This is a genomic window from Pseudomonas sp. NBRC 111133, assembly GCF_001320605.1.
Classification (GTDB): domain Bacteria; phylum Pseudomonadota; class Gammaproteobacteria; order Pseudomonadales; family Pseudomonadaceae; genus Aquipseudomonas; species Aquipseudomonas monteilii.
This window is the reverse complement of record NZ_BCBJ01000124.1, coordinates 14,304-40,037: the sequence shown is the minus strand read 5'-3', so window position 1 is coordinate 40,037 and position 25,734 is coordinate 14,304. Positions and strand designations below refer to the sequence as shown.

Annotated in this window: 28 protein-coding genes; 23 read left to right on the top strand and 5 right to left on the bottom strand. The window is 56.1% G+C overall.

The annotated features are described in order from the left end of the window. Window positions 1-70: 70 nt before the first annotated feature. The 14 genes from APH36_RS27125 (at window position 71) to APH36_RS27055 (ending at window position 11,119) form a co-directional block, all read left to right on the top strand. The gene (locus tag APH36_RS27125; RefSeq protein ID WP_054925923.1) at window positions 71-424 is read left to right on the top strand and encodes a hypothetical protein; all 354 of its coding nucleotides are present in this window, start codon (window positions 71-73) and stop codon (window positions 422-424) included. Between the two features lie 39 nt (window positions 425-463). Further along, window positions 464-766 carry a hypothetical protein gene (locus APH36_RS27120; protein WP_023383618.1) on the top strand — a complete coding sequence of 101 codons (303 nt, stop codon included), beginning with the start codon at window positions 464-466 and terminating at the stop codon, window positions 764-766. Window positions 767-863: 97 nt separating this feature from the next. Next, entirely contained in the window at window positions 864-1,241 is a 378-nt protein-coding gene (locus tag APH36_RS27115; RefSeq protein WP_023383619.1) for a hypothetical protein, read from the top strand. Window positions 1,242-1,348: 107 nt separating this feature from the next. Next, window positions 1,349-1,951: a hypothetical protein gene (locus APH36_RS27110; protein WP_023383620.1), complete on the top strand. Its 603-nt coding sequence runs from the start codon at window positions 1,349-1,351 to the stop codon at window positions 1,949-1,951. A 523-nt stretch (window positions 1,952-2,474) separates the two neighbouring features. Further along, window positions 2,475-2,711, top strand: a complete 237-nt coding sequence (locus APH36_RS27105) for a hypothetical protein (protein WP_023383621.1) — start codon at window positions 2,475-2,477, stop codon at window positions 2,709-2,711. Window positions 2,712-2,742: 31 nt separating this feature from the next. Beyond that, window positions 2,743-2,997 carry a hypothetical protein gene (locus APH36_RS27100; RefSeq protein WP_023383622.1) on the top strand — a complete coding sequence of 85 codons (255 nt, stop codon included), beginning with the start codon at window positions 2,743-2,745 and terminating at the stop codon, window positions 2,995-2,997. Between the two features lie 165 nt (window positions 2,998-3,162). Continuing rightward, window positions 3,163-3,432 (top strand): hypothetical protein, encoded by a 270-nt coding sequence (locus APH36_RS27095; protein ID WP_023383623.1) that lies wholly within the window; start codon window positions 3,163-3,165, stop codon window positions 3,430-3,432. Next, window positions 3,411-3,632 (top strand): hypothetical protein, encoded by a 222-nt coding sequence (locus tag APH36_RS27090; RefSeq protein ID WP_023383624.1) that lies wholly within the window; start codon window positions 3,411-3,413, stop codon window positions 3,630-3,632. Before APH36_RS27095 ends, APH36_RS27090 begins: the two co-directional genes overlap by 22 nt. Before the next feature lie 72 nt (window positions 3,633-3,704). Further along, window positions 3,705-4,457: a DUF2971 domain-containing protein gene (locus APH36_RS27085; protein ID WP_023383625.1), complete on the top strand. Its 753-nt coding sequence runs from the start codon at window positions 3,705-3,707 to the stop codon at window positions 4,455-4,457. A 179-nt stretch (window positions 4,458-4,636) separates the two neighbouring features. Continuing rightward, entirely contained in the window at window positions 4,637-6,523 is a 1,887-nt protein-coding gene (locus APH36_RS27080; protein WP_023383626.1) for a phosphoadenosine phosphosulfate reductase family protein, read from the top strand. Window positions 6,524-6,728: 205 nt separating this feature from the next. Beyond that, window positions 6,729-7,820, top strand: a complete 1,092-nt coding sequence (locus APH36_RS27075; protein WP_023383627.1) for a hypothetical protein — start codon at window positions 6,729-6,731, stop codon at window positions 7,818-7,820. A 241-nt stretch (window positions 7,821-8,061) separates the two neighbouring features. Beyond that, entirely contained in the window at window positions 8,062-8,709 is a 648-nt protein-coding gene (locus tag APH36_RS27070; RefSeq protein WP_023383628.1) for a hypothetical protein, read from the top strand. After that, window positions 8,706-9,770, top strand: a complete 1,065-nt coding sequence (locus tag APH36_RS27065; protein ID WP_023383629.1) for a hypothetical protein — start codon at window positions 8,706-8,708, stop codon at window positions 9,768-9,770. The genes APH36_RS27070 and APH36_RS27065 overlap by 4 nt, the downstream gene beginning before the upstream one ends. Before the next feature lie 1,016 nt (window positions 9,771-10,786). Further along, entirely contained in the window at window positions 10,787-11,119 is a 333-nt protein-coding gene (locus APH36_RS27055) for a hypothetical protein (RefSeq protein WP_023383631.1), read from the top strand. Between the two features lie 167 nt (window positions 11,120-11,286). Here the strand turns inward: APH36_RS27055 and APH36_RS27050 are convergent, their stop codons facing one another. Beyond that, the gene (locus tag APH36_RS27050; RefSeq protein WP_054894537.1) at window positions 11,287-12,270 is read right to left on the bottom strand and encodes a Y-family DNA polymerase; all 984 of its coding nucleotides are present in this window, start codon (window positions 12,268-12,270) and stop codon (window positions 11,287-11,289) included. Between the two features lie 257 nt (window positions 12,271-12,527). Between APH36_RS27050 and APH36_RS27045 the strand changes: the two genes are divergently transcribed. Both APH36_RS27045 and APH36_RS27040 read left to right on the top strand, forming a co-directional pair. Next, a complete protein-coding gene (locus APH36_RS27045; RefSeq protein ID WP_054894519.1) occupies window positions 12,528-13,844 on the top strand; it encodes a hypothetical protein in 1,317 nt (438 codons plus the stop codon). Window positions 13,845-13,850: 6 nt separating this feature from the next. Further along, a complete protein-coding gene (locus APH36_RS27040; RefSeq protein ID WP_139139818.1) occupies window positions 13,851-14,960 on the top strand; it encodes a hypothetical protein in 1,110 nt (369 codons plus the stop codon). 148 nt (window positions 14,961-15,108) lie between these two features. Here the strand turns inward: APH36_RS27040 and APH36_RS27035 are convergent, their stop codons facing one another. Continuing rightward, the gene (locus APH36_RS27035; protein WP_054894521.1) at window positions 15,109-16,350 is read right to left on the bottom strand and encodes a DUF1835 domain-containing protein; all 1,242 of its coding nucleotides are present in this window, start codon (window positions 16,348-16,350) and stop codon (window positions 15,109-15,111) included. Between the two features lie 350 nt (window positions 16,351-16,700). On the opposite strand from APH36_RS27035, the gene APH36_RS27030 reads away from it, so the two are divergent. Then, entirely contained in the window at window positions 16,701-17,321 is a 621-nt protein-coding gene (locus APH36_RS27030) for a tyrosine-type recombinase/integrase (RefSeq protein ID WP_060501407.1), read from the top strand. Window positions 17,322-17,446: 125 nt separating this feature from the next. On the opposite strand, the gene gcvA is transcribed toward APH36_RS27030, so the two are convergent. Further along, the gene (gene gcvA / locus APH36_RS27025; protein WP_054894522.1) at window positions 17,447-18,364 is read right to left on the bottom strand and encodes a transcriptional regulator GcvA; all 918 of its coding nucleotides are present in this window, start codon (window positions 18,362-18,364) and stop codon (window positions 17,447-17,449) included. A 305-nt stretch (window positions 18,365-18,669) separates the two neighbouring features. Here gcvA and APH36_RS27020 point away from each other — a divergent pair, with 305 nt between their 5' ends. The 5 genes from APH36_RS27020 to APH36_RS27000 all read left to right on the top strand — a co-directional run bounded on the left by APH36_RS27020 (window position 18,670) and on the right by APH36_RS27000 (window position 22,831). Further along, window positions 18,670-19,443 carry an SDR family NAD(P)-dependent oxidoreductase gene (locus APH36_RS27020; protein WP_054894523.1) on the top strand — a complete coding sequence of 258 codons (774 nt, stop codon included), beginning with the start codon at window positions 18,670-18,672 and terminating at the stop codon, window positions 19,441-19,443. A 75-nt stretch (window positions 19,444-19,518) separates the two neighbouring features. Further along, the gene (locus APH36_RS27015) at window positions 19,519-19,863 is read left to right on the top strand and encodes a carboxymuconolactone decarboxylase family protein (RefSeq protein WP_217989952.1); all 345 of its coding nucleotides are present in this window, start codon (window positions 19,519-19,521) and stop codon (window positions 19,861-19,863) included. Window positions 19,864-19,935: 72 nt separating this feature from the next. Further along, window positions 19,936-20,604 carry a cupin domain-containing protein gene (locus tag APH36_RS27010; RefSeq protein WP_054894525.1) on the top strand — a complete coding sequence of 223 codons (669 nt, stop codon included), beginning with the start codon at window positions 19,936-19,938 and terminating at the stop codon, window positions 20,602-20,604. Further along, on the top strand, window positions 20,601-21,734 hold the full coding sequence (locus tag APH36_RS27005) for an FAD-dependent oxidoreductase (protein WP_054894526.1): 1,134 nt from the start codon (window positions 20,601-20,603) through the stop codon (window positions 21,732-21,734). The genes APH36_RS27010 and APH36_RS27005 overlap by 4 nt, the downstream gene beginning before the upstream one ends. A 5-nt stretch (window positions 21,735-21,739) precedes the next feature. Beyond that, the gene (locus APH36_RS27000; protein ID WP_082412231.1) at window positions 21,740-22,831 is read left to right on the top strand and encodes an alcohol dehydrogenase; all 1,092 of its coding nucleotides are present in this window, start codon (window positions 21,740-21,742) and stop codon (window positions 22,829-22,831) included. Window positions 22,832-23,139: 308 nt separating this feature from the next. Here APH36_RS27000 and APH36_RS26995 read toward each other — a convergent pair whose 3' ends face one another. Next, on the bottom strand, window positions 23,140-23,685 hold the full coding sequence (locus tag APH36_RS26995; protein WP_054894527.1) for a carboxymuconolactone decarboxylase family protein: 546 nt from the start codon (window positions 23,683-23,685) through the stop codon (window positions 23,140-23,142). 119 nt (window positions 23,686-23,804) lie between these two features. Here APH36_RS26995 and APH36_RS26990 point away from each other — a divergent pair, with 119 nt between their 5' ends. Next, window positions 23,805-24,755 (top strand): AraC family transcriptional regulator, encoded by a 951-nt coding sequence (locus tag APH36_RS26990; protein ID WP_060501405.1) that lies wholly within the window; start codon window positions 23,805-23,807, stop codon window positions 24,753-24,755. A gap of 42 nt (window positions 24,756-24,797) precedes the next feature. Here APH36_RS26990 and APH36_RS26985 read toward each other — a convergent pair whose 3' ends face one another. Continuing rightward, the gene (locus tag APH36_RS26985; RefSeq protein WP_054894529.1) at window positions 24,798-25,637 is read right to left on the bottom strand and encodes an AraC family transcriptional regulator; all 840 of its coding nucleotides are present in this window, start codon (window positions 25,635-25,637) and stop codon (window positions 24,798-24,800) included. Window positions 25,638-25,734: the final 97 nt, after the last annotated feature.

The window sequence follows — 25,734 nt, the reverse complement described above, 5'->3', positions numbered from 1 at the left end:
TTAGGCGAAGCGACGATGTTGGTCATGCAACCCTGGAAGCATCACCGCCCAATCGCGGAGATAAATCGAATTGAACCAACTTACTTATGTGCTGCTCGCAGCCGCTGCATTGTTTTTTTTCTTTGCAACCCTCCTGAAATCAGCCAGCGCTTTGTCATCAGCAAATTTTAGGATTGGCGGCACGAAGGTGCCTGTGTTACCTGGTATTCTAGTTTTCTGGCTAATTGCCCTTGTCGTTTGGGGGCTTTTTGATGCCTTCGGTGTGAGGGTGATTGCCTTTACGGCGCTAGTAGCAATTGAAGCCCTTGCGTTCTTCTCGTTGGAGAGGGGAGAGGCCGCCAGTGATAATGCGTTTCTTTGGCTTCTCAAAGCATTCATGCTTGGCGGTCTGTTCATAGTGGCGCTGACGATGTTCGCGGCGTAACGCTGCCATCAATCACCCCAAATAACGGACAATTCCACTATGCGCCAATCCACGACAGACCCCATTGAAGGCGAAGTATGCGCCGCACTGGCAGCTTACAAATGGGCTTTGGTTCAGACGAGCTACAGAAGCCTCTGGCATCGCCTGTTGTGTAGCGCGGGTGACAAGGCTGCTATCAGCCATTCTGCCGCCCTTGATCGAGCAGAAAAACACGCTCAGCAGGTTGTCAACAAAACGCCTGAGCATCGTTCGGCATTGGAGCGAATCGTTAAGCAGCAGCCAGAAGACGTTGCCAAGAAGGATCGCTTTTTCGACCTGCTCAACCTAACGTTCGAACCATAGGGAAGCCATGAAATTGCCGCCAATGCAATTTCGGGGCTCTCGGGCATAAGATAGGCAGCTTACACCCCTATTTAACCCATTTCGGAGAGGTAGCAGGATGCGGGCGTTAGAAGAGATCGTTATCGAGTTTTTTCAAGGCTGGGACGGCAAACATATCAGCGAGCCAGCTTTTGGAGCTCTAGGCGAGCTGGCGAAAGATGGGCGCTTTGATGAAATGACTGCCCTGCTGGAGGCTTGCGTTAAGCGGCACGGGCGCTTTGCGATGGGCTATGTGTTGAAACATGTACCAGGGGTCCTTCTCAATAATTACGTCTACGGGCAGGTTGAAGCATCTGCGACGATTGTTGAGAACTATTGGCGCGACGAAGATGTTGCCACCACGATCAGAGACGCTGCACTGAAGCCTGGCAAATTATCTGTGGTCGTTCCGAGGATTCTCAGTGACCTTCGTGAAATGGCCGAGTCGAGCCGCTAACCTCACTAGACCCGCTGCTCCTGCCTTGCTCGGCCTTTGGCAGGTCAAGCAGTGTGTAAAGGCGCGGTTATCGCGCTTCAACATTTGACCGCGACAGGAGGCATGCCATGACAATATCCCCGCAATCTGATTCTTCGGAGCGCTCGCCAACCGCCGACGAGGCGGCGGGTATGGCATGGTGGAACTGCATGCCCGACGGTGAACGTAGCCAATGGCTTGCTGCTTCTGGTACCGGTACGGTTGCGGACGCCTGGGTAGCGCGAAAGGCTGCCCAAGCGCATGAAACCGCCGACGCTGCGGTCTACCACAACCATCTGTTTTGGTTCGATGAGCTCGCCCAGCGACGCCTGGCTGTCGACGCAGCCCCTGATAATGCGGAAGCCACTGCAGCGCTGCAGAGCGTTGAAGAACTGCTGCGGTTGGAAGAGTTGGAGCGCCACTTGCCTCTTCGCGCTTGGTGCATCGGCGACGACTATGTGGTCGTCGCCCGCTCAGTTGAGCAGGCGTTGGCGGTGGTCGAGGCCGAAGGGGGCGAGTTCCCAGGCGGATGGGCCGACCCCAGGCTAGTGGAAGAACACATTCCCGACCCTGCGAGCTCGCGGCGCACAAGCTTTGAGGATGCGCCGGACGTCAAGTTGACGTTCGCTGAAATGCTTCCGCGATTTCGGTTCCCGAGGATTATTTGGGTATGCCCCTTTGGCAACGAATGAACCTATCCCGAGTACGATGAATGAGCGGTACCGCACACGGTGAAAACTCCCGAATCACAGAGGCAGGCGTGGCCGCCGAGACATGAAGGTGAGGCATGAAGCTGGATCGCATCACAGGAAATACTGAGAACTACGGGCATCACCTGCAAGGGTTCTGTACCAATCCGGCGTGTGAACCCGGTGCGCTTGGCCGGCAGGTAGCTGAGCACCCAGAAGGTAGCCAGCAGCTGCCAGACGGTGTGCACCTGTTTGAGTGCTGCAGTTGTAAGCATCGCTTTGAGGTTCAAGAACAGTCATCAGCGCCGACAGAAGTAGCACCTGTGATTACGTCTGGGCTTTCGACCCTTACCGTGCCATGTCCATGGTGTGGTCACCGCAACGAATACAAAGCTGAGGTGTGGCCCTGGCTGAATAGCGGCGGCGTATTCGCTATTACACCCATCACAGCGTATGCGGTGGATTGCAGCGAGTGCCATGCCGCCTACACGCTTCGGCCGCAAGCCGAGTAGCGACGGATAACGCCATGTTGAATCTTGTAACTGACCAGCGCCCAGGTGAGCCAGACGTGCTTTCTGCGGTGAAGCATGCAGTTTTTGAAATCCGTTCTCTCGCCGGCGATGTGCTCCTAGCCATTGCCGCACCCCCAACGGGCTGGACGCATCAGCAGCTGATAACCGTTGCGTACGAGCATGTGGCAATAACCCGCGACGGGGCCGATGGCTACCTCGGCGGCGAGTGGATTGGCAGTAGCGAAATCTGACCAGAGTCGTTCAATTGAGCAGGAGATCACCATGCAGTCCAATAACCACCCCGCGGCGCCTGACAGCTTTGAGCGTTCCCGTTTGACGGATCTGGTAGCGCTGCATCAAGCAATCGCAGCGCTTGGCCAGGCGCCTGACTTTATGGCGGTAATTGAGCAGTGTTCGGCGCTGTATGACCGTGTACGCGCTCTTCACCCTACTCTGGTAAGTGCTGAGGAGGTTTCTGCCCTGAACTTGCTAATTGGATCAATGGCCGAAACGCGCAAGGAAACGCTCGGACTCTAAATTTGCGCGGGCGCAAGGGCTCGGGCCTACGCCCGACCACCTTGGATGACCCGCCCACCTGGTTACGCCGCCCCGGCCCATAGACTGACCCGACCCCCCATCCATTTTTGATATCGAGGATCCCGCCGTCGCTTTCGCGGCTGCGCACGACAGGAGAAACGCAACATGTCCAACCTGACCACGCCACAGATTCACGCCATCGGCGATTGGTGCGCCGAGCGCGGAATTTTGCCGCAGCGGATTGATGCCGCTGATATCAAGGCCGCGTGTGCCAGTCTGGGCATTTTCTTGGTCGGAGCGCTGAGCCAGTACGAGGTTGAGGCGATCAGTGACGTATGCGAGGACGCCGCCGCCCGAGGGCATGAGCCACTCACCGTGCGCGCACGAAATTTTCTGTTGAATCGAGGGGAAGCATGGCCACAGAAACGAATGTGAGCGAGCGGATCATTCGGGCTGAAAAGCACGTCAATGAGCAGTTGAGCTACGGCGGGATCCACCCTAGCACCGGCCCTTTCGGAGGCACGCTTGAATACCGCTATCAGGATGGCGATTTGGCAGACGAAATTGGCCAGCTGCGGCGCCTTGCGGATGCGTTCAGGCAGCTCGCTGATGCGCTTGAGTCAGACTCCGAATAGAATCCGTAGAAGCCATTAACTTCGCGTCTGCCACAACTGTCACATCCACCAGTGCTGGAATGGAAAATACCGATGCCCACGAATGAAATGCGCAGGCGTGAATGGATTGCAGCTGGCTACAATTCAGACATGGGCAGTTCAATTGCATGTAGTCCTCCCGCGGACAGCACCGCTATCCGCCTGTACAATCTCACGAGCGCCAAACACGCTCTAAGCAACATCGAGAAGCGTCGACTCAAGGTTTCCCGTTTCGCGGATTTGAATGACCCATTTGAGCTGCTCGCTGCGAATTTCAAAGAACACAAGACGCGAAAGGTTGTGCGGGATTGGAAAGACAAAAGCCATTCACAGCATGGTTTACTGTGCTTCGCCGGGGACTGGTCAGAACCCGTAATGTGGAGCCACTACGCAGAGAAGCACACCGGTATCTGCTTAGGGTTTGACGTCTGCCGTAGCCTCGTACAGCAGGTCAACTACCAGGACGATCGCATCCTTGCCGCTCTCAGCCCAGCCGGCACCCCAGATGAGTTGAGTGAGGAGCTCCAACAACAGTTGCTGCGCACCAAATCGGCGGGTTGGCGCTATGAGCAGGAGTACCGTAGCTTTGTGAGGTTGGACACTGCGCTTGCAGACGGTCCGCTTCATTTCTGGCCAGTTGCGGATGAAATTCAACTGACAGAAGTCATCCTAGGGCCATTATGCGAGGTGCCGATCGAATCGGTACGACGCAGGGTTGAACAGCACTTCCCCGATGCCGTTGTCTTCAAAGCCAGGCTAGCCTTTCAGTCCTTCAAGATTGTCCCCGATGCGCGTACGGTCCTTTAGCCCGCATGAACGCCATAGTGTTATTTAGGTGATAACCCGGGCGAGCGAGTGCTGATACCAGTCGTGCGGTTGGGACCGTTGTTAGAATGTGGCAGTTGGCTGGCGGTCGATGACGTCATTCATGCTTGGTGTTGAGCATCTCCAGGATACGAAGCCTACTTCCTCCTGGAGATGCCAACATGAATCAGATGCTTGTACCCGAACTGATCGCCCTAACCGACTACACCCACGCAGTTCCTGCCCAGGGCAGTGCTGGTCGCTTTGCCCGGATCGCTGCGCGGGCGGAAGCCTGCATTGCACGCATCGACCAGATCATCGATCAAGGCTTCACATGTAGCTCGGCGACCTCGTTCGGTAAGGACAGTACGGTTGTGCTGGTACTGATGCTGGAGGCCATCCGGCGCCGTGTCGAAGCCGGGTTGTACGTGCCGGCGGCATTCGTGACGAATGCTAATACCGGCACCGAAAACCCAAGCATGGACATCTATGCCGAGGCGATGATCACTGAGTTGGAGATGTATTGCACCAGGCACGGATTGCCGATCACGGTGGTCAAAGTGCAGCCCTCGATGACCTCGACATTCGCTTATGCCACCCTGGGTCGCGGCAAACTGCCGGTTTTCGCTGGCGCCTCTCGAAGCTGCTCGGTCGATTGGAAGCTGCGCCCGCAGCAGAAAGCGCTCAAGCAACTGCTCTCCACCCTGCAGTCTCCTGGTGAGCTGGTGACCTTCGTGGGCACTCGTTTGTCAGAGTCGGCAACCCGTGCCGCCAACATGCGCGAACGGGGTGAGGAGGAGGCCGGGCGGCTGGTGCTCAATGAGCATGGCTCGTACAACTGCTCGATCATCGCAGACTGGGAGATGGAGGAGGTGTGGGAGTTCCTCATGGCGTGCGAGGCGAAGCGCGGTGGTCCTTATCGAACCTTCGTCGACAGTTTCGACTGGTGCCTGGAGCTCTACAAGGAAGCCAATGAAGGCACGTGCGCAATCATCACCGGCGATGGTGGTAACAAGGCGGCGTGCGGCTCTCGCTTTGGCTGTGCCTGGTGCACGGTCACCGGAGAGCGTGACAAATCCATGGAAGCAATGATTGCGTCTGCGCCTGACAAGCATGGACACATGTCGGGAATTAACCGCTTCCGGAGCCATCTCATCAACACCCGCTGGGACATGGAGCGTCGAGACTGGATCGGGCGCACAACCTCGGACGCCGGCTACATCAACGTCACAGGAACAGCCTACAACGCAGAGATGCGCCGTGAGCTGTTGCGGTACCTGCTGACTTTAGATGTGCTGGAGGAAGAGCGGGCTGATGAGCACGATGCGCGGATGTTCCGCGGCGAGCTGGAAAGGACGGAGTCCAACGAAATCCTTCGTGGGAGCACCTTCCAATTCATCACGCCGAAAAACCTGCTTGCGATCGACTTCGCCTGGTCACTGAGCTACGGCTTCGACCATGCCTTCCCCGCTTTGTCGGAGTGGTACGAGATCCGTGTCCTAGGGAAGCGCTACCTGATCGATGACGTCACTCCCGCTGAGAAGGGCATCATTCCAGAGCAGCGCTGGTTCAAGTTTGATGACTGGCAAAGCCCGGCGCAGGAGATGGGCTTGCAGGACGCCTACCTCGAAGCCACCAACAAAGAACGCTACCCTGGCCGGCCAGCGATGCGAATGATCCGTGACCGCTTTGAAGGCAAGGATCGCAACATTGTCTACTACGAAGAAACCGACGAGATGGAGATCGATCCGGGAGATGCAATGTGCTTTGTAGACGAGTTCGACGAGGCGTTCTATACGTTGGCGAAAAGCCTGGCTCCGACTGACAGCGCCAAGTTCTACTTGAACAATGGTATGGTCAAACTGGCCAAGGGCAAGGCTGCTGATTACGATGCGATGGCCCGCCGAGCGCAATTCTGGCAACGCATGGAGCGCGATCTAGCTGGTACCGATCTGCGTTCCTACATACGCCACCATTCGATCAGCAACGCCGAGCACGAACAGGTCCTGGACTTGATGAAGGTTGAGGCCGCCAGTCAAAATTCGGCGATCTCCGATCTTTTTGCTTAACTCATCAAAGGCTACCTCTTGCGAGGTGGCCTTTTTTTTCGACATCGCTGACGTAGCTTGTGTACAGCCTCTCAACAGTGTAGTGGTCGAAAGGGAGCCAGAGCTGATGTTCTTGGAAGCTGCGATGGGTACTGAAAGGCTGTGCTATCGAGCCAGTTTACCGACCTGACCAATCTGACCCTCGAATAACAAGGTAAGCCCCGTCATGACACAATTCATCGCAACTGAACACAAATTGGCTCGGCTATGGGTTGAGGCCTGCGGCAAGAGCTTGGGCATCGAGCGCGCAGAGGCCGCAGGCATGTATGCGAACCTGTGCGGTTTCCGAACTTGGGATGCAGTTACCAGCGCGATAGGGAACAGGCGACCCAGTGTTCCAGACGAGCAACTAGACGTAGCCGAGTTGATGGCTCGACGGGATAGCTACATTGCTGTGATGGTTGATGTTTTTGCCATCAACCCATCGATGGCTATCCATTTGGCCGCGAACCTCAGTCCTTCCAGCGCCAAGCTGCCCAAGGCTATATCCATCGATCGGAGTACCTTGCATTCTCCGTCCGAAGAAGAGGATCTGAACCTCTATATGCCGGGCTTTGATGATCCTCGGGTGACAGACGCAATGCTCAAGGATTTGCTAGGGGGGGCGCCAGGCCTCGAAGGCGTCAACTTGGATAACTTAACCGACCGCTTGCGCATTTCTCATACGGTTGAGCCGTGGGTTTTCTGGGACTACTACAGTGATCAGGGCTTCGACCTGATTGAGGATACCTATGTCGAAGATTATGAATACGGTACTCCATCGTTCTTCATGCCGTGTAGCCCTGAGATATCAGAGACTGAAATGGTGCCGGTCTTCCTGACCAGCCTCACTTACACGCCGCTAGATCATCATGACCAGATGGCAGATGAGGTCCGTCGAGTGATGCTGGAGAGCGCCAAAGCGATCACTGGTGCAGAGACCCTGCTTCTCTGCTGGGGGCATTTGCAGCAAAAGGAAATTGGGGGCAAGCGGTTCACCTACGCTGGCCAGATTCATCACAATGGGACTTGGCGCGATCTGCTGCTGAACAGATCGCTGGACTCCTTCGACAAGTTGCTTCACGCAGCGACTGCTCTACAGGACATTAATGAGCCAGGGCCGGAGTTTCAGGACAAAAGCTCGGAATGCACGATTCGCTTCTTTATGGTGCAGACCCAGTGCGAGTCCAGCACGGAGTTCTTCCAGAAATACACGGTGAGCGGCTTCGGCAACCCCAGCGGATGGTCACTTGGGATGATTGGTAGCAAGTCCGAGTAGGTATCGAAGGGCCCGATGCGAAGGGGGCCAGGCTGGATACGCTGCGCAATGCCTTTGTAGAGTCGCTGGAAGAGTTGGCGCAGTTGGTCTCTAGCCTGGCAGAGCGGGAGCTTGGTGACCTGAAAAGACGGCGAATTCTGAACGCCATCAGCATGCAGCGGACAGTTAGAGGGCTAGGCAGCCCTTACTTTCCGCTATAAATTATGCATACGCGTTATGAATTAATTTACAAGGTGACGGTATGGGTTTGAACAGAATGTCCGATGGCACATCACCCACAAGCTTAACCGTGGAGCGTTCCACGGTGACCAAGTTAGTGATCTCTGGGGGGGTGAACCTCGACCCCATCACCGTTTTTCTGGAGGACCTTGGAAGCCGGGCGTCTCCACGTAGTGAGGCCCCAGATCACGTTTCCAGTCAGGGTAACCTTACCATCCGATGTGCTGGCGAGAGCTGGACTTCCTACTGGGGCGGTATGGGTTCAAGGACGGTGACTGAGTTTGTTGCCAAGTGCAGTGATGAGTACATCCTGAATTGCCTAAGCCGCGGCCTGAGCAGTACCCGATTCAGCGCAAAGGCTCTCAAGCAGCTCTCAGCAAGGTGCATCATCGATCGCCGGCGGGAGCGGAGCGGTACCGATTGGGAGCTGGGGTATCTCGACGCAGATGATGCTCGTTCGCTGTACAGGCGGCTCGATGAGTTTCGCGATGTTGAGTCGTTGCGGGACTGCTGGAGTCATTCCGAGCTCCTATCCCTTTTGTTCGGGGATGAATGGCATTACCCCGTCGATCAAGCTACCGAACCAAACCCGGACTACACCTACCTGCTGCGGATCGTTCAAGCAGTCCAACAAGCGCTCACACAACCGGTCGAGGCGGCGGCAGCATGAACAGTTCTGGACAGCTGGTAGGCCTGCCGCCCTTCGCTAACCTTGTCATCCGAAAACTGCAGCGCTTCGACGAATGCGCCGGCGATGGCCAGGGCGCTGACATCGGGACCCAGTGGTTTGATGTTCTCACCCAGCTTGGGTTGCTCAAGCGAGTTCAGCGAAGCCCGGCCCAATGGCAGGTCACAGAACAAGGCGAGCAACTCTTGGAGCTTCGGCCAGGCGCACAGCACAGCGAGGATGCTGTGCGGGTAGAAGCCGTCGCTGTGACACGGGCTGATGTGGATGGTCTGCGGCTTGAGTGGCTGCTTGAGGGCGGCATCGCAGCGCTGGAGCATGCGGACCAGGTCTTACTGATTGCTCATGGCTCGATCACTGACGAGGAGGGCGGTGGCGAGGTCTTTCTGAAGGCTCCTGCTGTGCCGTCCGCAGAGCAGCGCGACATGGCTCGTGTATACGACGTCATTGGTCTGCACCATGGACACCCTGTGGGCGTGCTGCTGACGAACCTGGGTAACATCAAGCGCTTCTCGGACTACCTGGGAGCAGTGGAGCGCGCATTCTTCATGGTTCCAGGTGAGCCGTCGGATGAAGCCGAAGATGCAGGCGCACCCATCGACGAAGAGTGCCTGTTGAATAAATTCCCGGCGACCAGTACGGAGCATTACGTTGATCAGTTCCGTGAGGCCTTGATCACGATAGGGGCCTTACCGCGTAATGAGTCTGGTACCTCGGAAGTCGACGAGCTCAGGTCCCAATGCAGCCTGTTGAGAGCCCAGCTGGCTGAGTTGCCGGCGTACATTGCAGCGCTTGAAAAATTCCGAGCCGAGGATGGCGATTTTGTCCGTCTTGCCGATGTGCTTGCAGCACTTTCCGCCTGTGCCGATCGGACCCAGGCTACTGAATTTCGCCTGTTGGTGCACGGCGAGAAGATGCTTGCTGATGACCAATTTTTGGCGGATGACGCGACTACCTGGCGCCAGCTTGTAGAAAACCCTGTGTTTATCGGCATGCCCTATTCACGCGGCTTGGTCCCGGTGCGCCGGGTAGCTTCTTCGGCATAAGCAACACTTACCTTCAACCCGGCCTGGCCGGGTTTTTTTATGGGTCGGATCCGGCGCGCAAGCGCGTGCGGTCGATTTTCACTCTCCCGGCACCAGGGCGGGCAGATCTTCATGCTCGGTGTGGCTCATCTCATTGGCACTAGGACAACGTCGAGGTATGCCATGATCTGTTTCATCGCGGTTAAAACCAGCTGCACCATTCCTGAGAAAATGCATGTTCACTCTGTGCTGAATGAGCAAGGCCTTATCGGTAATCGTTACCCCAGGACTATGGAGCAAGTACCTCGCGCAGTTCGCGAGTACTTCGAGCAGCTTCCGCTCGGTTCCGAAGCAACGAGTATCTTTTCGAACGAGGTGGAAACTTTGTCTGATCGTAAGGCAGCTGCTGACTCTCTCGGATAGGCGCTTGAAGCATTGCCGGATTCGAAAGTACGAGGCCCCGTTAGGACTGCGCGCATTAAATGTAAATTGGCGGCGCAATACGGTAAGTCGCATGTGGACTTGACTGACCGTTACTGCGAAGTGAGCGATCTGCTCCATAAGGGCGGTGTGACAGTCCACTTAAACAAAGGCATGTAAGCGCGCAGCGCTTGATAGGGATCAAACATGAAAGCAGATATCAGCAGTTTCGTTAAGCACGCCCGCCGTGTAAATCGGGTATTAATCCTATTGAAGAAACAGGGTGAATACGACAAAGCAATTGACTGCAAAAGCATTCGTAACCTTTGGATGTCTGAGGCTCGGCGTTCCGCAGTCTGAACAGCTGATTTTCATCAGCGATCGGTCTAACCAATAGGTAACACCATGACCAACTACAATACGGTTAATACTCACATCAACACAATCCGTGCTGGCGATACAGTCCTACACAACGGCGAACTACGCACCGTCTGCAATTCGGACATTAAACGTGGTGGTTTCATGGGTACGTCATTGTTTGGAGACAGCTACCGCTTGGGCACTTTGCCTGTGCAGCTTGTACGCTTCAGCTGTGCCGTATAAACAGGAACTCCAATATGCAATACAAAGTGAACTACCAGCTTGGTGATAAAAAACGTGAAGCCATTATGGCGCAGATAGAACTGGATGAATGCCGAAATCATTGTGAAGTGATTGAGGCGGTAGATCGCAGCTGTCAACAGACGTCTGCCTCGGTTTCTCCCTCAGAGATTCAGGAGGACGATGGTTGGACTGAATTCTCCTATGGCGGTAAGCGCTGGTCGTTCGATTCCGATCAATTGGCACAATGGGATGAGGAGTTAAAGTATTTTGATTTCCTTGATTACCATTTGCTGATTAATCCCACTATTGAGTCAGTCACTGCCTTCATTCAACGTCAAGGTTATTAATACCTTCACCCTACCTCGCGAGCGCTTTGTTGCGTGGCGGGATTCCATATCAACGCAATACCCACCCGGCCACAAGGCCGGGTTTTTTGTCCGCGCAATAAAAAGGTACGGTATGACGATATTGACCGAGTGTGCTTGCTAGCGGGTCCAAGCATTAGTAATTTTACTTATCGGCATTGTACTTTCCATAGCTGTTCCCAACTGGTCATGTAGCTGGGACTAAGGAGTGCTCGGCGCATACCCCAATCTGGTGTCAGTGGCACAGCAGCAGTCCGCAAGCAATCATGCCCCCAGCGCCGGTTGATTTTGTCCATGGTAGCCATCAATGCATCTGTGCGCTCCGGTTGGCTGGGGGTGAACAGATCCTGCGTATACTCCCCTCGCTTGCGCAAATCCATTAGAAGGACTTCTGCCTTGCTGTATGCATAGCCCGGCCGGTAGATCCCCTCCAGGGCACGCAGCGCGTAGCGGGTGAGCTGACGGACATCATCTGTTGGGTAGGCTGGGATGATAGTTGCAGCATTGGCGTACTTCGGTCCGTCGCCATGGAATGACGTCTGAATACCGATGCGTAAGGCACCGCAGAGAGAGCGTTGCTTCCGCAGCTTTTCAGCGGCACGGTGAATGTAGGTCGCTAGGGCTTCCTGCAGGCCCTTGCGGGTATGCACGCGTTGACCAAACATCTTGCTGGTGCAGATTGATTGCTTGGGTGGGGCAGATTGCTCCAGGTCCATGCATGATTCGCCCTGCAGCTCTCGGATGGTCCTTTCCAGCACGATGCTGTACTTACGGCCCATTGACCGCGCATCAGCTTGAGAAAGCTCCCACGCGGTGCTGATGCCATCACGAGCAAGGTTGTCGCGCATACGACGACCTATCCCCCATACCTCATCAACCGGCATTCGTCGAAGTAGCCATTCGATTGCCTCAGGCTTGCGCAGGTCTACCACGCCGCCTGTTTTCTCCCTCCACACTTTTGAGGCGTGCTGCGCCGCCTTTGCCAGGGTTTTGGTATGCCCAATGCCGACGCCCACTGGCAGCGCAGTCCATTGCAGGACGCGGGCTTGGATGGCCCGGCCTACCTCAATGATCGGCTCAGGTAGGCCATCGAGCCTGCAGAAGAGCTCATCGATGTAAAGGAAAGATTTCAAGCCATGGACATGGTTCCGTACCTTGCTAACCGGGGATTCAAGGGTAGTCTCATGCTGTCCATGGCAAAACGACATTTTCTGTCGATCTTGCCTAGGTATGTCCATAGATCGTAGTTCCACAGGGCCACACCCACGAGTTGATTTCGTGCAGTCGTTCTGCACGCCAATGAACGCGACGCGATTGCCCTATTGGCGGGCGCTAATTATTTTGTAGGAGTTCAAGATAGATTGGCGAGACGCACATGGAAAATTCGGTCATGACCAGCAACATTGACGAAAAGGATCTCAAGGCTCTAGCCCAACGAGGACTGTCGCTGCTTCGCTTGACTGAGAGCCGCTGGATGGAGCTCGAAGCGTGTCGAAACCACGGTACAAAATTTTCACTTACTTTTCCGCACGTAATTTCCCGTAGTGGTAGACCCAATACTTTGGTTCTGATCGCTACAGATGGAAAAGCTCCCACCTTGCGGTTAGGGCTTATCCGCTCGATTCAAACGATCTCGACGCTCGACTCCCGGGTGATGTTCGATTGTGTCTTGCTGATCGCTCCACAATCACTTAATGCCCTTGTCGCTGGCGTCACTAGCACCACCTTGCGCGGAGCTACCAACAAGCTGAAATCGGAGACCGCCGAGTTTCAACCGGTGTCACAGAAGCTCGGTGAAAAACTGATTGCACTGATTGCGGAAGTACCAGCCAATGTAGCAGTTTTTCATCGTATTCTCGCCGAAGTCGGGCGACCAAAATATTATGAGAATGGCCACGCGCTACAAGTAAATGCCCTTGACCTCGCACTCAAAGCTTTTGGGGTAACGGACGGTGCGACAAGCGTCGCGTTGCCCGGCGGACACACCGCTATTGGCACGGTCCGACTGCAAGAGGACGCGGTCATTGAGCATGACGCACGCTGGATCTCTGGCTGGCACTTGTCCGACAGTGACCTTACCGGCAAAGCCGTATTCACTCGGCGCGGTGAGCAGCTCGAAGTTTTCACCGCCAACAAGCGACCGCTTGAAGAGTTGTTTGGCGTCGACCTTATCTATCTGAACAAGGCACGCGGCTCGTTGGTGATGGTTCAATACAAAATGATGGAGCCAAAAAGCAGTAAGGTGCATCGCATTAAGGCTGACACGCCCGACATTGACCAGCTTGACGCAAAGGAATGGACCGTGCCAATCAATGCTCAGTTCAAGAGTGAGATGGAGCGGATGGAGAAGTTCGACAACGATCTCTCGCCCGAAGGGCCCTATCGACTGAATCCTGGAGCATTCTTCTTTAAGCTTGTCCGCCGCCATTCGGCAATCAAATCTGCGGGAATCATGCTGAGCCTGCAGCATCTGACTCGGTTAATCGAGGATGGTTGTACTACCGGACCTCGAAAGGGCCTACGTATAAGTTACAAAGCACTGGACGGCCATTATCTACGAAGTGACCCGTTTATTGAGCTAGTACGCTCTGGCTACATCGGAACTCGTAGCGGCACGACAGAACATCTGCAGACACTTATTGAGGCAGCCTTGACCGGCGGTCGCTCAGTTGTCGCTGCAATCCAGAGTGCAATGGCCAAAGGTTGAGGTTAGATGCAGGGTACAAAAATTCCGTTCGGTGAACGTCAGGGAATGCTTTTCCGAGCCTTTGAGGTCGAGAATGGTCTTGCTTGTGGCTGTATCTGCCCGGGCTGTCACAAACCGCTAAATGCTGCGAATGGTGGCCAGAAAGTCATCCCGCATTTTCGCCACGTCCATTCTGAAAACTGTGTGAGCGGCTTCAAAGATGGTGTGCGACGGGCGGCTGTAGCTCTAATTGCTGCACAACGATCCCTTACTCTTCCGTCTTTCCATCGTCAGATAAGCGCCATGACTGGCTCAGGGCGCATCCTGTCTCGCGAAGTAAGTATCCCGGAAACGTCAGTTGCAGCTGAGACGGTCGAACGATTTGTGGATCTTGGCGACGTCACAGCTCACGCGATTCTTACCACCGGCAACCATCAACTGTTTGTTCGAATCAAAGTTTTCTCCCGATCCGAAAAAAAGCGGTACGAGCGGCTCTCTAACATCGAGGCTTCATCAGTTGAGATTGATCTCAGCGAGCTCGATTTGGGCCAGATCAACGATCCATTAACGTTTGAACGAGCCGTTCTTTTCGACCCAACCACCAGGTCTTGGATTCGATCGCTCAGGGGAGAAATGCGAATCAAGCGTGCTGAAGCTGAACTTGCGACCGAAGTTGCTCGCTGCAACGACCAATGGGAACTGGAACAGGCTCCCCTGCGGGTGATCGAGGACGCGAAACGAGTTGAGCAAGAGGCGAAGGTAGCCGAGCATAAAGCTGCATTGGCAGCGCATAGGCAGATCCAATCGGAGACTGCTGAGGCACAGCGTGCCGCAGGGATCCTTGAGAGGGATGAGCTTCCCGCTCTCAAGCGGCGAGAGGAACTGATCGTTAACCAGACTCTCCGAGCAGCCCGTGAGTGGGGTGGTAAAGCTGTAGAGTGCTCCTCTTGCTGGCTACTTAGTCCACCAGGAAATCAGTTCTGCCTCTACTGCGATAGTGAGACAAGCACAAGTCCCATTCAGTTACCAAAGGATATTGCAATCACGATTAACAATCGAATGCGTAGCTCGGCAAAGCCAGATCAATCATTACAGAAGGCGCCGACGTTGCTGGTTCAACCTGATCCTTTCACGTGAGTCTCATTTTGCAACGAAATCAATCTTGCCATACGCAGCAAGCGACCAAATTCAATCGAGGCCGAGCGGCTGCTGTGGGTTGAAAGCGGCCAGTTGCTGGAAGCCCGCAACGGCTTCCAACATCTACGTTGAGTGGCCATCCTGGGTCCTAGCGACGCCACACTCGCCCGTCAGCAGTGACCACCCAAGGCGATTGGCCCGCGATAATACGCACCCCGCCAACCCAGCGTTCTTCTGGTGTGTAATCGAGCCAGTTCTTATTTCCGAGTAACACTTGCTCTCCAAGAGGAGTCATCCGAATGAGGCGTTTTTGCCACTCTCTACCCGGCAACTCTTCGACTAGCGGATACGGAGTAACGGTGATGGTCCTTCGTAGTGTATTGAACATCTGATCGCCTAGATAAGGCAGCGGCTCGTAACTCATCATAAGGTGGCCGAACACCTTGCCAGCCGCCAACCCACCCCGCTCGGCAAGAATCCGCAGTATCAGCCGCTGGGTCATGCTCAAGCCGTCCTCTGCGCCTGGAAGCTCTTGAAGTTGCCTTGCCAAGGCTGGCCCAAGTAGCGGTAACGCCGGATGCGGCTGCACTGCCAATTGCGCCCAATCGCCCGGGTCCGTTGCCGTATAGGCATCCCAAGCTTTGCGGGCAAGCGCCAACGCATCGTCACCAAGTGGGCGCCGTTGGGTCCAGAGCCAGGCCAACAGATCCGGCGCGAGCTGACCAATGCCTAAGAATCGTTCAACACCAGGCACCCGATTGATCTCAATCAATTCGAGCCTGTGTGGCAGGACGGGCAGACTCGCCAGTAATCGAATCAGAAACAATTGGTCGTACGCATCACCTTCACACCAAAGCACCAGTTCACTGTCCTCGTTAAGTTGCGCTAGCGCCTTGCGCTGAATTGCCTGGCGCTCCTGGATATCCTTGGAAGCGAGTTGGAATGCCTGCTCCGCGAACTTCGCGCGCACCAACCAGTAATCATCATCCGCTAAAGCGGGAACCGGCCCCAGCACCATGGGATCATCGAACATATGAAATGAACCCGAGAATCCCGCTACTCGAAGGCTGTGCTCAATATCGTTGCCACAACGCCAATGCTGGATTGTTGATTCGTTTGCAGCAGCGAAGCCCGGATGCCGTGCCGCGAATGCAACGCTGTCGGTGTGAGCAATCAGTTTAGGCCAACTGGCGAAACCCGACTCGCGAGCCACCAGCCACTGCGCATCGGCGAGTCGATAGTTTGGGCCAGGTATACCCAGTGCGTGTAGCTGGGAACGGGCATCTGCGGCCTGGTTATTCTTGATGTCTTTCAAAAGGCGCTTGGCGTGTTTGCGAAGCGAAGGGAGGTCGAGTAGACCGTGATGACGGGAAGCAATAGTGGCAGGCATGCCAACTCCTTATGAGGCTCGGTCCGCCGACAAGCCGGGAGCTGGAATGAAAAAATGGGTAAGCATGCCTTGGGTGACCCCTTCGCGCGGACCGCAGGCGCAGCAAACGCCCATGTGCCGACTTTAGCCGGAAGAAGGGACAGAAGCAAAGAGTGGAGGAGCACTGATATTGAACAGCCAGTCTTGAGGTGGGACGCAAAGTGTCGCTACACCGGCGAACGCCGTGAGGGCTATGGCAGCTATCGGACATTTGCAGTCATTCGTGAACGGCAGCAATGGGTCGATTAGCGACCTCCAAACAATGCGACTGCTGATCCACCCTTGTCCTTCCTCAACCCGGAGGACAAGCCATGAACACTATCGCTTTACATCGCCATCAGCCTTGGAACAAGGGAAAGCTTGTTGGGCAGAAAGCCCCGCTTCGAGTCAGAGATATCTGGGCCATTCGGGTCAGGCTTCAGCTCGCGGAGAAGACACGGGATCTGGCTCTGTTCAACTTGGCCATCGACAGCAAACTGCGTGCCTGTGACTTAACCAAGCTACGAGTACGTGACATTGCGCATGGGGAGCATGTTTCGTCACGGGCCATCGTGATGCAGCAGAAAACTCTACATCCAGTGCAGTTTGAAATTACTGAGCAAACACGAACAGTTCTGGAGGCTTGGATGCGCCAGGCGCATCTTCGCAGTGAGGACTTTCTGTTCCCGACGCGATTGCATGACTCAGATCATCTCTCCACCCGGCAATACGCTCGAATAGTAAAAGCATGGGTAACAGCCATTGGACTTGACCCGACGATGTACGGTACCCACACGCTACGGCGAACCAAGGCTTCGTTGATCTATCGCAGGACCAAAAACTTGAGGGCAGTTCAACTCTTGCTTGGTCATACGAAACTTGAAAGCACTGTCAGGTACTTGGGCATCGAGGTAGACGATGCTCTAGAAATGGCAGAGCAGACAGACGTGTAATTACCCACTGCGACGGTCTGGGTCAGACCGTCGCTTTCCGACCCATTGCGGCCGGTCGCTAACGACTGCAAGTGGCCGGTTTCCGTCCCTTACGTCAGGCAGAAAACGGCCTAAGCTCAAGTTCATTACCAGGTATTCGCTGCCTCGGATAGCAACCACTCTCGGAAGGTTGCCAGCCTTGGCAAGCTGGCACACTCTGGTCGGTAGACAACGTAGTAAGCCAGCCCTGAAGCAACGCTAATGTCTGGGAACAGTCGAACCAGGCGGCCGCTCGCCAGGTCATCACGCGCCATTACGCTGCGGGCTAGCGCGACACCATGCCCTTCGACTGCAGCCTGCAGGACGGCAGCTGAGTTGTTGATTTGCATGCCGCGAAGGGTGGTCGTGTCCGTCACGCCAGCCTTGCGCATCCAGGTTTCCCAGGTCGGGAAGCCTGAGTGGTTATCCATCGAGAGATCGTGAATCAACATCTCCCGCACCAGGTCATCGGGCTTGTGCAGGCGCAAGTGCTCTCGCAGCAATTGCGGCGAGCACACCGGATAAATCTCTTCCTCCATCAGCTTCTCGGCAGCCAGCCCTGGCCACCTGCCCGTGCCGTAGCGCACACCAATGTCGATTTGCTGAGCAACGAAATCCACCGGCTTGAGGTTGGTGTCCAGTCGCACGTCCGTATCAGGGCAGATGACCTGGAAGCGGTCGATTCGGGGCAGTAGCCACTTGGCGGCGAAGGCCGGGCTTACGGCCACGGTAAGCACTCCACGGATCGAACTTTCCTGAAGCCGCTCCATCCCCAGGGTCAGTCTGTCGAAGCCTGCCCGGATATCCGGTAGAGCACGTTCGGCAGCATCCGTGGGAATCAGCCGTGCTTTACCGCTGGTACTGCGGACAAACAGAGGCGTTCCTAGCCAATCCTCCAGTGTACGCACGAGCTGGCCAACCGCTGCAGGCGTAACGTGCAGCTCGGCTGCAGCCGAAGAAAAACTCTGATGGCGGGCGCTGGCTTCAAAAGCACGTAGCGCGTTGAGATGAACTGGAGCCTTCATATTGATAAAGAATTTCTTTAGTGGTGAGACACTTTATCTCGTTTGTTGGCGGATTTGGAAGCGAGGAAGATTCGTTCCAAGGCCAAGGGTGCTGATGCTTAGCCACCCGAAGTCAACGGAAAGTCTTTGGAGTTTAGCTGTGTTGGAAAGTTTTTCTTCCTGATCTACAGCTTCCAGACACCCAACGTTGCACTGGCCCCTAGAGGGTACGAACTGCCTGCCGGTGACGGCGTCTTTGGCAAGTGACTCGTCCCAATCCCCGTTAGCCAGACACCTGTCGTGGGCAGGTGCAAAGAGGTCTCCCAATGAGCAATCAATTCAACGGTAAGAAACTGCTGGTCGTCGGTGGCACCAGTGGCATGGGTCTGGAAACCGCACGCCAGTTTCTCACCGAAGGCGGCAGCGTAGTGATAGTCGGTAACCGTCCGGAAAAAACTGAAGAGGCTCGTAAAGACCTCTCCGCTCTGGGCAACGTAACTGCCCTTATTGCAGATCTGACGAGCGACGAAGGCCTGGCCAAACTGATCAAGACCCTCAGCGAGCAGCACTCGGATATCGACATGCTGGTGAACGCTGCAGGTGTGTTCTTCCCGAAACCCTTCCTGGAACACCAGGATGCGGACTACGACCAGTACATGAAGCTGAACAAGGCGTTCTTCTTCATTACCCAAAAGGTTGCCGCCAACCTGGTTGAGCAAAACCGCCCAGGCGCCATCGTGAACATCGGCTCGATGTGGGCCAAGCAGGCAGTCGCCGCCACCCCGTCCTCTGCCTACTCCATGGCGAAAGCCGGCCTGCACTCCTTGACTCAGCATCTGGCGATGGAACTCGCTTCGAAGAACATTCGCGTGAATGCCGTTTCCCCGGCAGTTGTGCAGACCCCGATTTACGAGGGCTTTATTCCGAAGGCCGAGGTGCACAGCGCTCTGCAAGGCTTCAACAGCTTCCATCCGATTGGCCGTGTTGGCACCCCGCAAGATGTAGCCGGTGTAGTTGCCTTCCTCCTTTCCGAGCAAGCCAGCTGGGTTACCGGTGCCATCTGGGACGTTGACGGCGGTGTCATGGCTGGTCGCAACTAAGACCTGCGCCCAGTTTCCACCCGACCTGCCGTGACCTCACTTCCGGCCTCAACCATTACTTGGAGAAGAACCATGATGCAAGACTGGAATGCCTACCGCGAATCGCTGCTGGTGCGCGTAGGCGACTATGCCAAACAAAGCCCCGACGTTATGCGAGGCCTGATGACCATCGACAATGCGGCCGTCAAAACGGCTCATCTGGATCCGAAGATCCATGAGCTGATCGCATTGGCTGTGGCGATCACCACTCGCTGCGATGGATGCATTAGCGTCCACACCCAAAAGGCTGTTGAGCACGGTGCTTCCCTCGAGGAAATTACCGAGGCGCTGGGCGTGGCCATTGCGCTGAATGCCGGTGCAGCACTGACCTACTCGGCGCGTGTCGTCGAGGCTTACCAGCAGCTACCGGCCAGGCAATAACTCGTATCGACGAGGGCCGATCGCCTCTGTAGGGGGGATCGGCGTCTTCGCATCCCCGTTTGGATAAACCGTATGTTGATCAACGCCGACTTCACTCGCCCCGCTGTTGTGGCTCCACACGAATACCAGTGGGTTGCTTCGCCCCAGACAGGTGTCGACCGCGTGATGCTGGATCGTGTCGGTGCAGAGAGAGCGCGTGCCACTAGCATTGTGCGCTATGCCCCGAACTCTTATTTTCCAAGTCATCTGCACCCTGGTGGGGAAGAGATCCTGGTGCTGTCGGGCACTTTCTCTGACGAGGTGGGGGACTATCCTGCGGGTTGGTATCTACGCAATCCGCCTGGCTCGAGCCACCGGCCGTCCAGCACCGAGGGGGCCACCATCTTCGTCAAGTTGCAGCAGATGCCTGCCTGCGAGCAGCACCACGTGCGTATCAATACCCGAGACCCGTCCAACTGGCAGCGCCAGGGCTCGCGTGAGTTGTGCCCGTTGTTCGCTGACGATTCAGAACAGGTGAGCCTGCAACGCCTGGGAGCGAACGAGTTGCTCTACGACGAGTTGCTGAACGGCTTCGAGTTACTGGTGCTGGAGGGCAGCGTAATGGCGGACAGACAGTCCTGTGAGCGCGGCGCTTGGTTACGAATGCCAGCAGGGCGGCACTTGGATGTCGTTGGTGGCCAACAGGGAGCCACCGTTTACCTGAAAACCGGCCACCCGGCTCATCCGGAGGTGAAAGCATGACCACGCAAACCACCCGTATTGTCATTGTTGGTGCCGGATTGAGTGGGCTGTATGCGGCCTATCTGCTGCAGCAGCAAGGCATCGGTGATTTCGTTGTTCTGGAAGCTCGGGATCAGCCTGGCGGACGCATTGCGTCAATCAATGCCCAAGGGCAGGTAGTCCAGCACACTTCAACGAACAGTATCGTTGATCGTTTCGATCTTGGGCCTACCTGGTTCTGGCCGGGCTACCAGCAAGAACTGGATGAGCTTGTCGACGCGTTGGGAATTGAGCGATTCGAGCAATTTGAAGCGGGCGACATGGTAGTGGAGCGTGCGTATGAAGGCCCTGCAGTGCGCACGCGCGGTTACGTAAACTCACCGCCATCCATGCGTCTGGTCGGCGGTATGGGAGCGCTGGTCGAGGCTCTGCTCCGCAGAGTGAATCCACAGAAAATAGTCTCCGGCCAGACCGTGCACCTGCTTCGTAAGCATGACTCCTATGTCGAAGTCGAAAGCCAAAACGCAAACGGCGTAGTGACGACCTGGCGTGCCGAACATGTGTTCCTGGCGCTCCCGCCACGTCTGCTCGAAAGCACGGTCGACTTCGAGCCATCCTTGCCTGCGGAACTTGCCAGGCAGTGGCGAACGACTGCTACGTGGATGGCTCCTCACGCCAAGTACATTGCAATCTACGAGACACCGTTCTGGCGAGACCAGGGACTGTCCGGTGAGGCCCGCAGCATGCGGGGACCTCTGGGAGAAATCCATGATGCCTCGATGCCAGGCGGCAGCTCGGCACTGTTCGGCTTCATCAGTGTGCCAGCGAGTACACGCGGCAAGATCCCTGACGAAATGCTGCGAGAGCTTTGCCGAGAACAACTGGCCCGGATGTTCGGTCCCGCAGCGGCGATGCCGAAGGCCGAATTCATAAAAGACTGGGCTCAGGACTCTTGCACGGCCACCAGCGCCGATGTGAATGCGATTGCCCAGCATGCAGTCGTGCCCGCCACCAGCGCCTCTTGCGGGCCCTGGCATGGTTGCCTGACGGGCATCGCCAGCGAGTGGTCCTCTCAGTTTCCTGGATACCTCGCCGGTGCCGTAGAGGCGGCCCGATTGGGCGTGCAGGATCTGATTTCACTTAAGGAGTGATGACCATGACAAGCACCTACCGCGCCATGCAAGTCAGCCGTCCAGGGGTTCTCGAACTGGTGGAGCGTGCAACGCCAACGCCCGGTATCGGGGAAGTACTGATCGAGATTGAGGCCTGCGGCATTTGTGGCGCTGACGCCAGTGACATCGACGGGGCAGATCCAACGCTGCAGCCTCCGCGTGTGCCCGGCCATGAGGTGGTTGGTCGAATTGCTGCACTAGGTGAGCACCTTCCCTCGATTTGGCGAGTCGGCCAACGGGTTGGCATCGGGCGTCTGGGCGGACACTGCAATGAGTGCACGCAATGCCGCCAAGGGCTTTTCCAGCTCTGCCAGAACCAGCTCATCGTCGGTGCCTCCTGCGATGGTGGCTATGCCGAAATGATGATTGCCCGTGCCTCAGGGCTCGTGTCGATCCCGGACGAGTTGAACGCAGAGGAAGCCGCGCCAATTCTCTGTGCGGGTATTGCCACGTTCAACGCATTGAAGAAATCCGGAGCACAGGCCGGCGATACCGTTGCCATTCTCGGTATTGGTGGTCTTGGTCACATGGCTCTGCAGTACGCACGCCGTATGGGCTTTCGCGTGATTGGCGTTGGTCGGGGCAGCGATATCGCGCAGGACGCGATGGATCTGGGTGCCCATATCTACATCGACGCCAATGAAGAGGATGCAGCAGAGAAGCTGAAGGCCATGGGTGGTGCGCATGCCATCGTCACGACCATCGGTGTCCCTGCGGCCGTCTCCGCGCTAATGCCAGGCCTGACACCGCAAGGCCGTCTCGTACTCCTGGGTGCCGGCAAAGACCCGCTGCCCGTATCCAGCGGCCATCTGGTCGTAGGAGAGCGTAGCGTACTGGGCTCCATCACTGGTACGCCTTACGAGAACGAAAGAACGCTGGGGTTCAGTGTGCTGGCTGGCGTGCGCCCAAAGATTGAGGTGATGCCTTTGGAGCAAGCTAATGAGGCTTATCAGCGGATGAAGTCAGGTGACGTCAAGTTCCGCATGGTCTTGACCGTCGACCGGCAACGCCTCAGCCCATCCACCTCAGATGCTGGCATTGAGCTGGCTCAAGCCAAGAGCGCACAGCGCCCATGACAAACACCAGTTCCAGCATCGCCCTACAACACGACTCCTTGCTGCTTTCGTGAGCAGTTGCGTTGAGGGCTCAACGACCCGGTTCGTACGAGCCAGTACACGTTTGCCTGATGAACGTCCGCTTCTGGCCGTTTTCTGCCCGTGGTGAGAGGCAGAAAACGGCCAGGAGCGGACGCTCCAGATGCCCTCACCATCCGCTGGATCAATATGCGCGCAGCGAAAATACCAATGGCGCCATCAGGCGCCATTGGTGTTTTCATTTTAGAGAGCGAACCTGAAGGTTGCCCTCCAAAGCCTGACGAGACGACTCAAACCGCAGCAGGAATTGCCGGGAAGTCGATCGTCGTGTCGTTCACACGGTTGAACAGGTTGGTGAACATGATGACCGAGATCGCCAGGCTGATTTCCGCCAACTGCACGTCGGTGTAACCCGCAGCCTTGATGGCCGCAAAATCCTGTTGGCTCACGGTACCGCTGGTTTTGATCAGCAAGGTGACAAAGCTGATCAGGGCATCGCGTTTCACGTCGCCAGTCGGACGGCCAGCACGCACATTCTGAAGCACTTCAACGCTTAAGCCGGTCATTTTGCCGAGCATGAAATGCGCGGTTTCGCAGTAGTCGCAACCGGTCAGATGGCTGACCAGCAGCTTGATGACTTCCTGATCCTGTTTGCTCAGGGTGCCGGCGGCCAGTGCACCGTCTGCGCCCAGGATTGCACCCAGACCCGCCGGGGTCAGGGCACCGATCGCGGCGTAGGTGTTAGGCACCATGCCGACAGCCTTCTTGATGTTGCCGTACAGTTCAGCGGTAGCGCCGGTTGCGGTTTCGATTGCAGGGGTGTGAATGCGGCTCATGATGTCTCTCCAAGGTGGATGTGTATCGGGTGAGACGCTACTTTAGGAAATACATCCGATACCGATAAGATTGGAAAGACTCACAAACAACCTCATTCGTCTCAAATCAGGAGTGTTCCATGAATCCCCCTCTGGATTGGCTCAGTCAATTGCTGGCGATGATTCCGGTTTCCGGCCGACTGGACACACGATGCTATTACGGTGCGCCCTGGCAGATCACTTATGAGCCATCACCTCTGGGCGAGATGCCCTACCACATAGTCCTGACCGGCTCTGCGATGGTGAACGCACAAGGCGATTACCCGGCGCAGCAACTCCATGAAGGAGACATCATCCTTTTCGCCCATGGGTCGGCGCATATCCTTCACGATGGCGGTGAAAAAAAGGCAGGGCAGGCACTTTTCAGGCAGGAGCTGAACTTCGTCATCAGTGAAAACCTCGAGGCCGGAGAACGGCTGGAAATGCTCTGCGGGCGCTTCATCGTGAAACCGCCTTATGATCGCTTTCTACGTGCGTATCTGCCGCCCCGGTTGATCGTAAGGGCGACGCCTGCCCTCCCCGTCGATCATTCCACCGCAGGGCAATTGGCGAGTCTTGTAGGGTTGATGCGTCATGAATCGGCCAGCCCGACCCTAGGCGCTCACGCGATGCTGGGTGCACTCTCTGCGGCGTTGTTTACCCTGGCGTTGCGTCGAGCGGGAGAAGAAGCAAATACTCCCTCGGGCCTGCTGGCGATGGCGGGCCATCCTCGTCTTGCACCGGCATTGAACGCGATACTGCATGACCCGGCTCATACCTGGACACTGGAAAACCTGGCCGCGCTTTGCAACATGTCGCGGGCGACACTGGCCCGGCATTTCAAGGAGCGCATCGGCTGCACCACCAATGATCTGCTGACAGACGTTCGAATGACCCGAGCAATCAACGAGCTTAAAAACCCTTCAAACTCGACGGAACTGGTCGCCGAGCGCGTGGGGTATCAATCGATCACCGCTTTTCAAAAGACCTTTAAACAATATGTCGGAATGAGTCCCGCGCAATGGCGCAGGCTGAACAAGGCCAATGCCTGATCAAGGCCACGCACACCCAGCCAACATACGTGGGGAGCTTGATCAGGCAGGCACACCATCGGCACTCACCGATTTCATCCAGTCACGGGGATTGAGCCCCGTTCTTCGACGAAAAGCCCTGGCCAGCGCTGAGGAACTTTCGTACCCCACCTGATCGGAAATCAGTGCGATGGGGCGACCTTCGCGCAGCAGTTTCTGAGCGAGGCTGATGCGCCAACTCAAAAGGTATTCAGCCGGTGTCTGGCCCACGGTATTTTTGAAGTGAGCGGCGTAACTGGCACGCGACATATTGCACACCACAGCCAGTTCCGCTATCGACCAGGGGTGCTGCGGGTCTTCATGAATCTTCACCAGCGACCGAGCCAGACGAGGATCGGCCAGCCCCGCGATCAACCCTGACTTGAGCTGCTGGTGATCGAGCAAATGCCGGAACAACTGGATCACCACCAATTCAAACAACCGATCCAGAGCCGCCTGACGGCCACACTGATCGGCTGCTGCCTCCTTGAACAGCCAATTCAACGTGTCGGTGAGCATGGGCAGTTCAACCAGGGGCATAACGATCAGGTCCGGCAAGGAGGCTGCCAGGGGATTATTAACCCCGCCTGCAAATTGCAAGGACGCACACTGCAAATTCGCGACTCCCGCATCGCCGCTGATCAACCGGTGCCGGCTGGGCCTGGGCACGAAAATCAGACTCGGCTCGGTCAGCACCTGCGTTGGCTGGCCTGAAATTTCGAGCCTCATCTCACCTGCCTGCAGCAAATGGATGTGCCCTCTCTGATCGTTGCCATCGAACGCACTTACGCCACAGAGCTCTCCGCTATAGAACAGATTTGCGCGTACCCCGAACAGTGACAACAGCGTGGACAATCGATCCATAAATTCACCGAATTAGACGATTAGCATCATATCTTTGACTATTTGCGTCCTTAGCGATCAATTCTCGAAGCAGTATAGCCCCGTACCCAACGCGGGC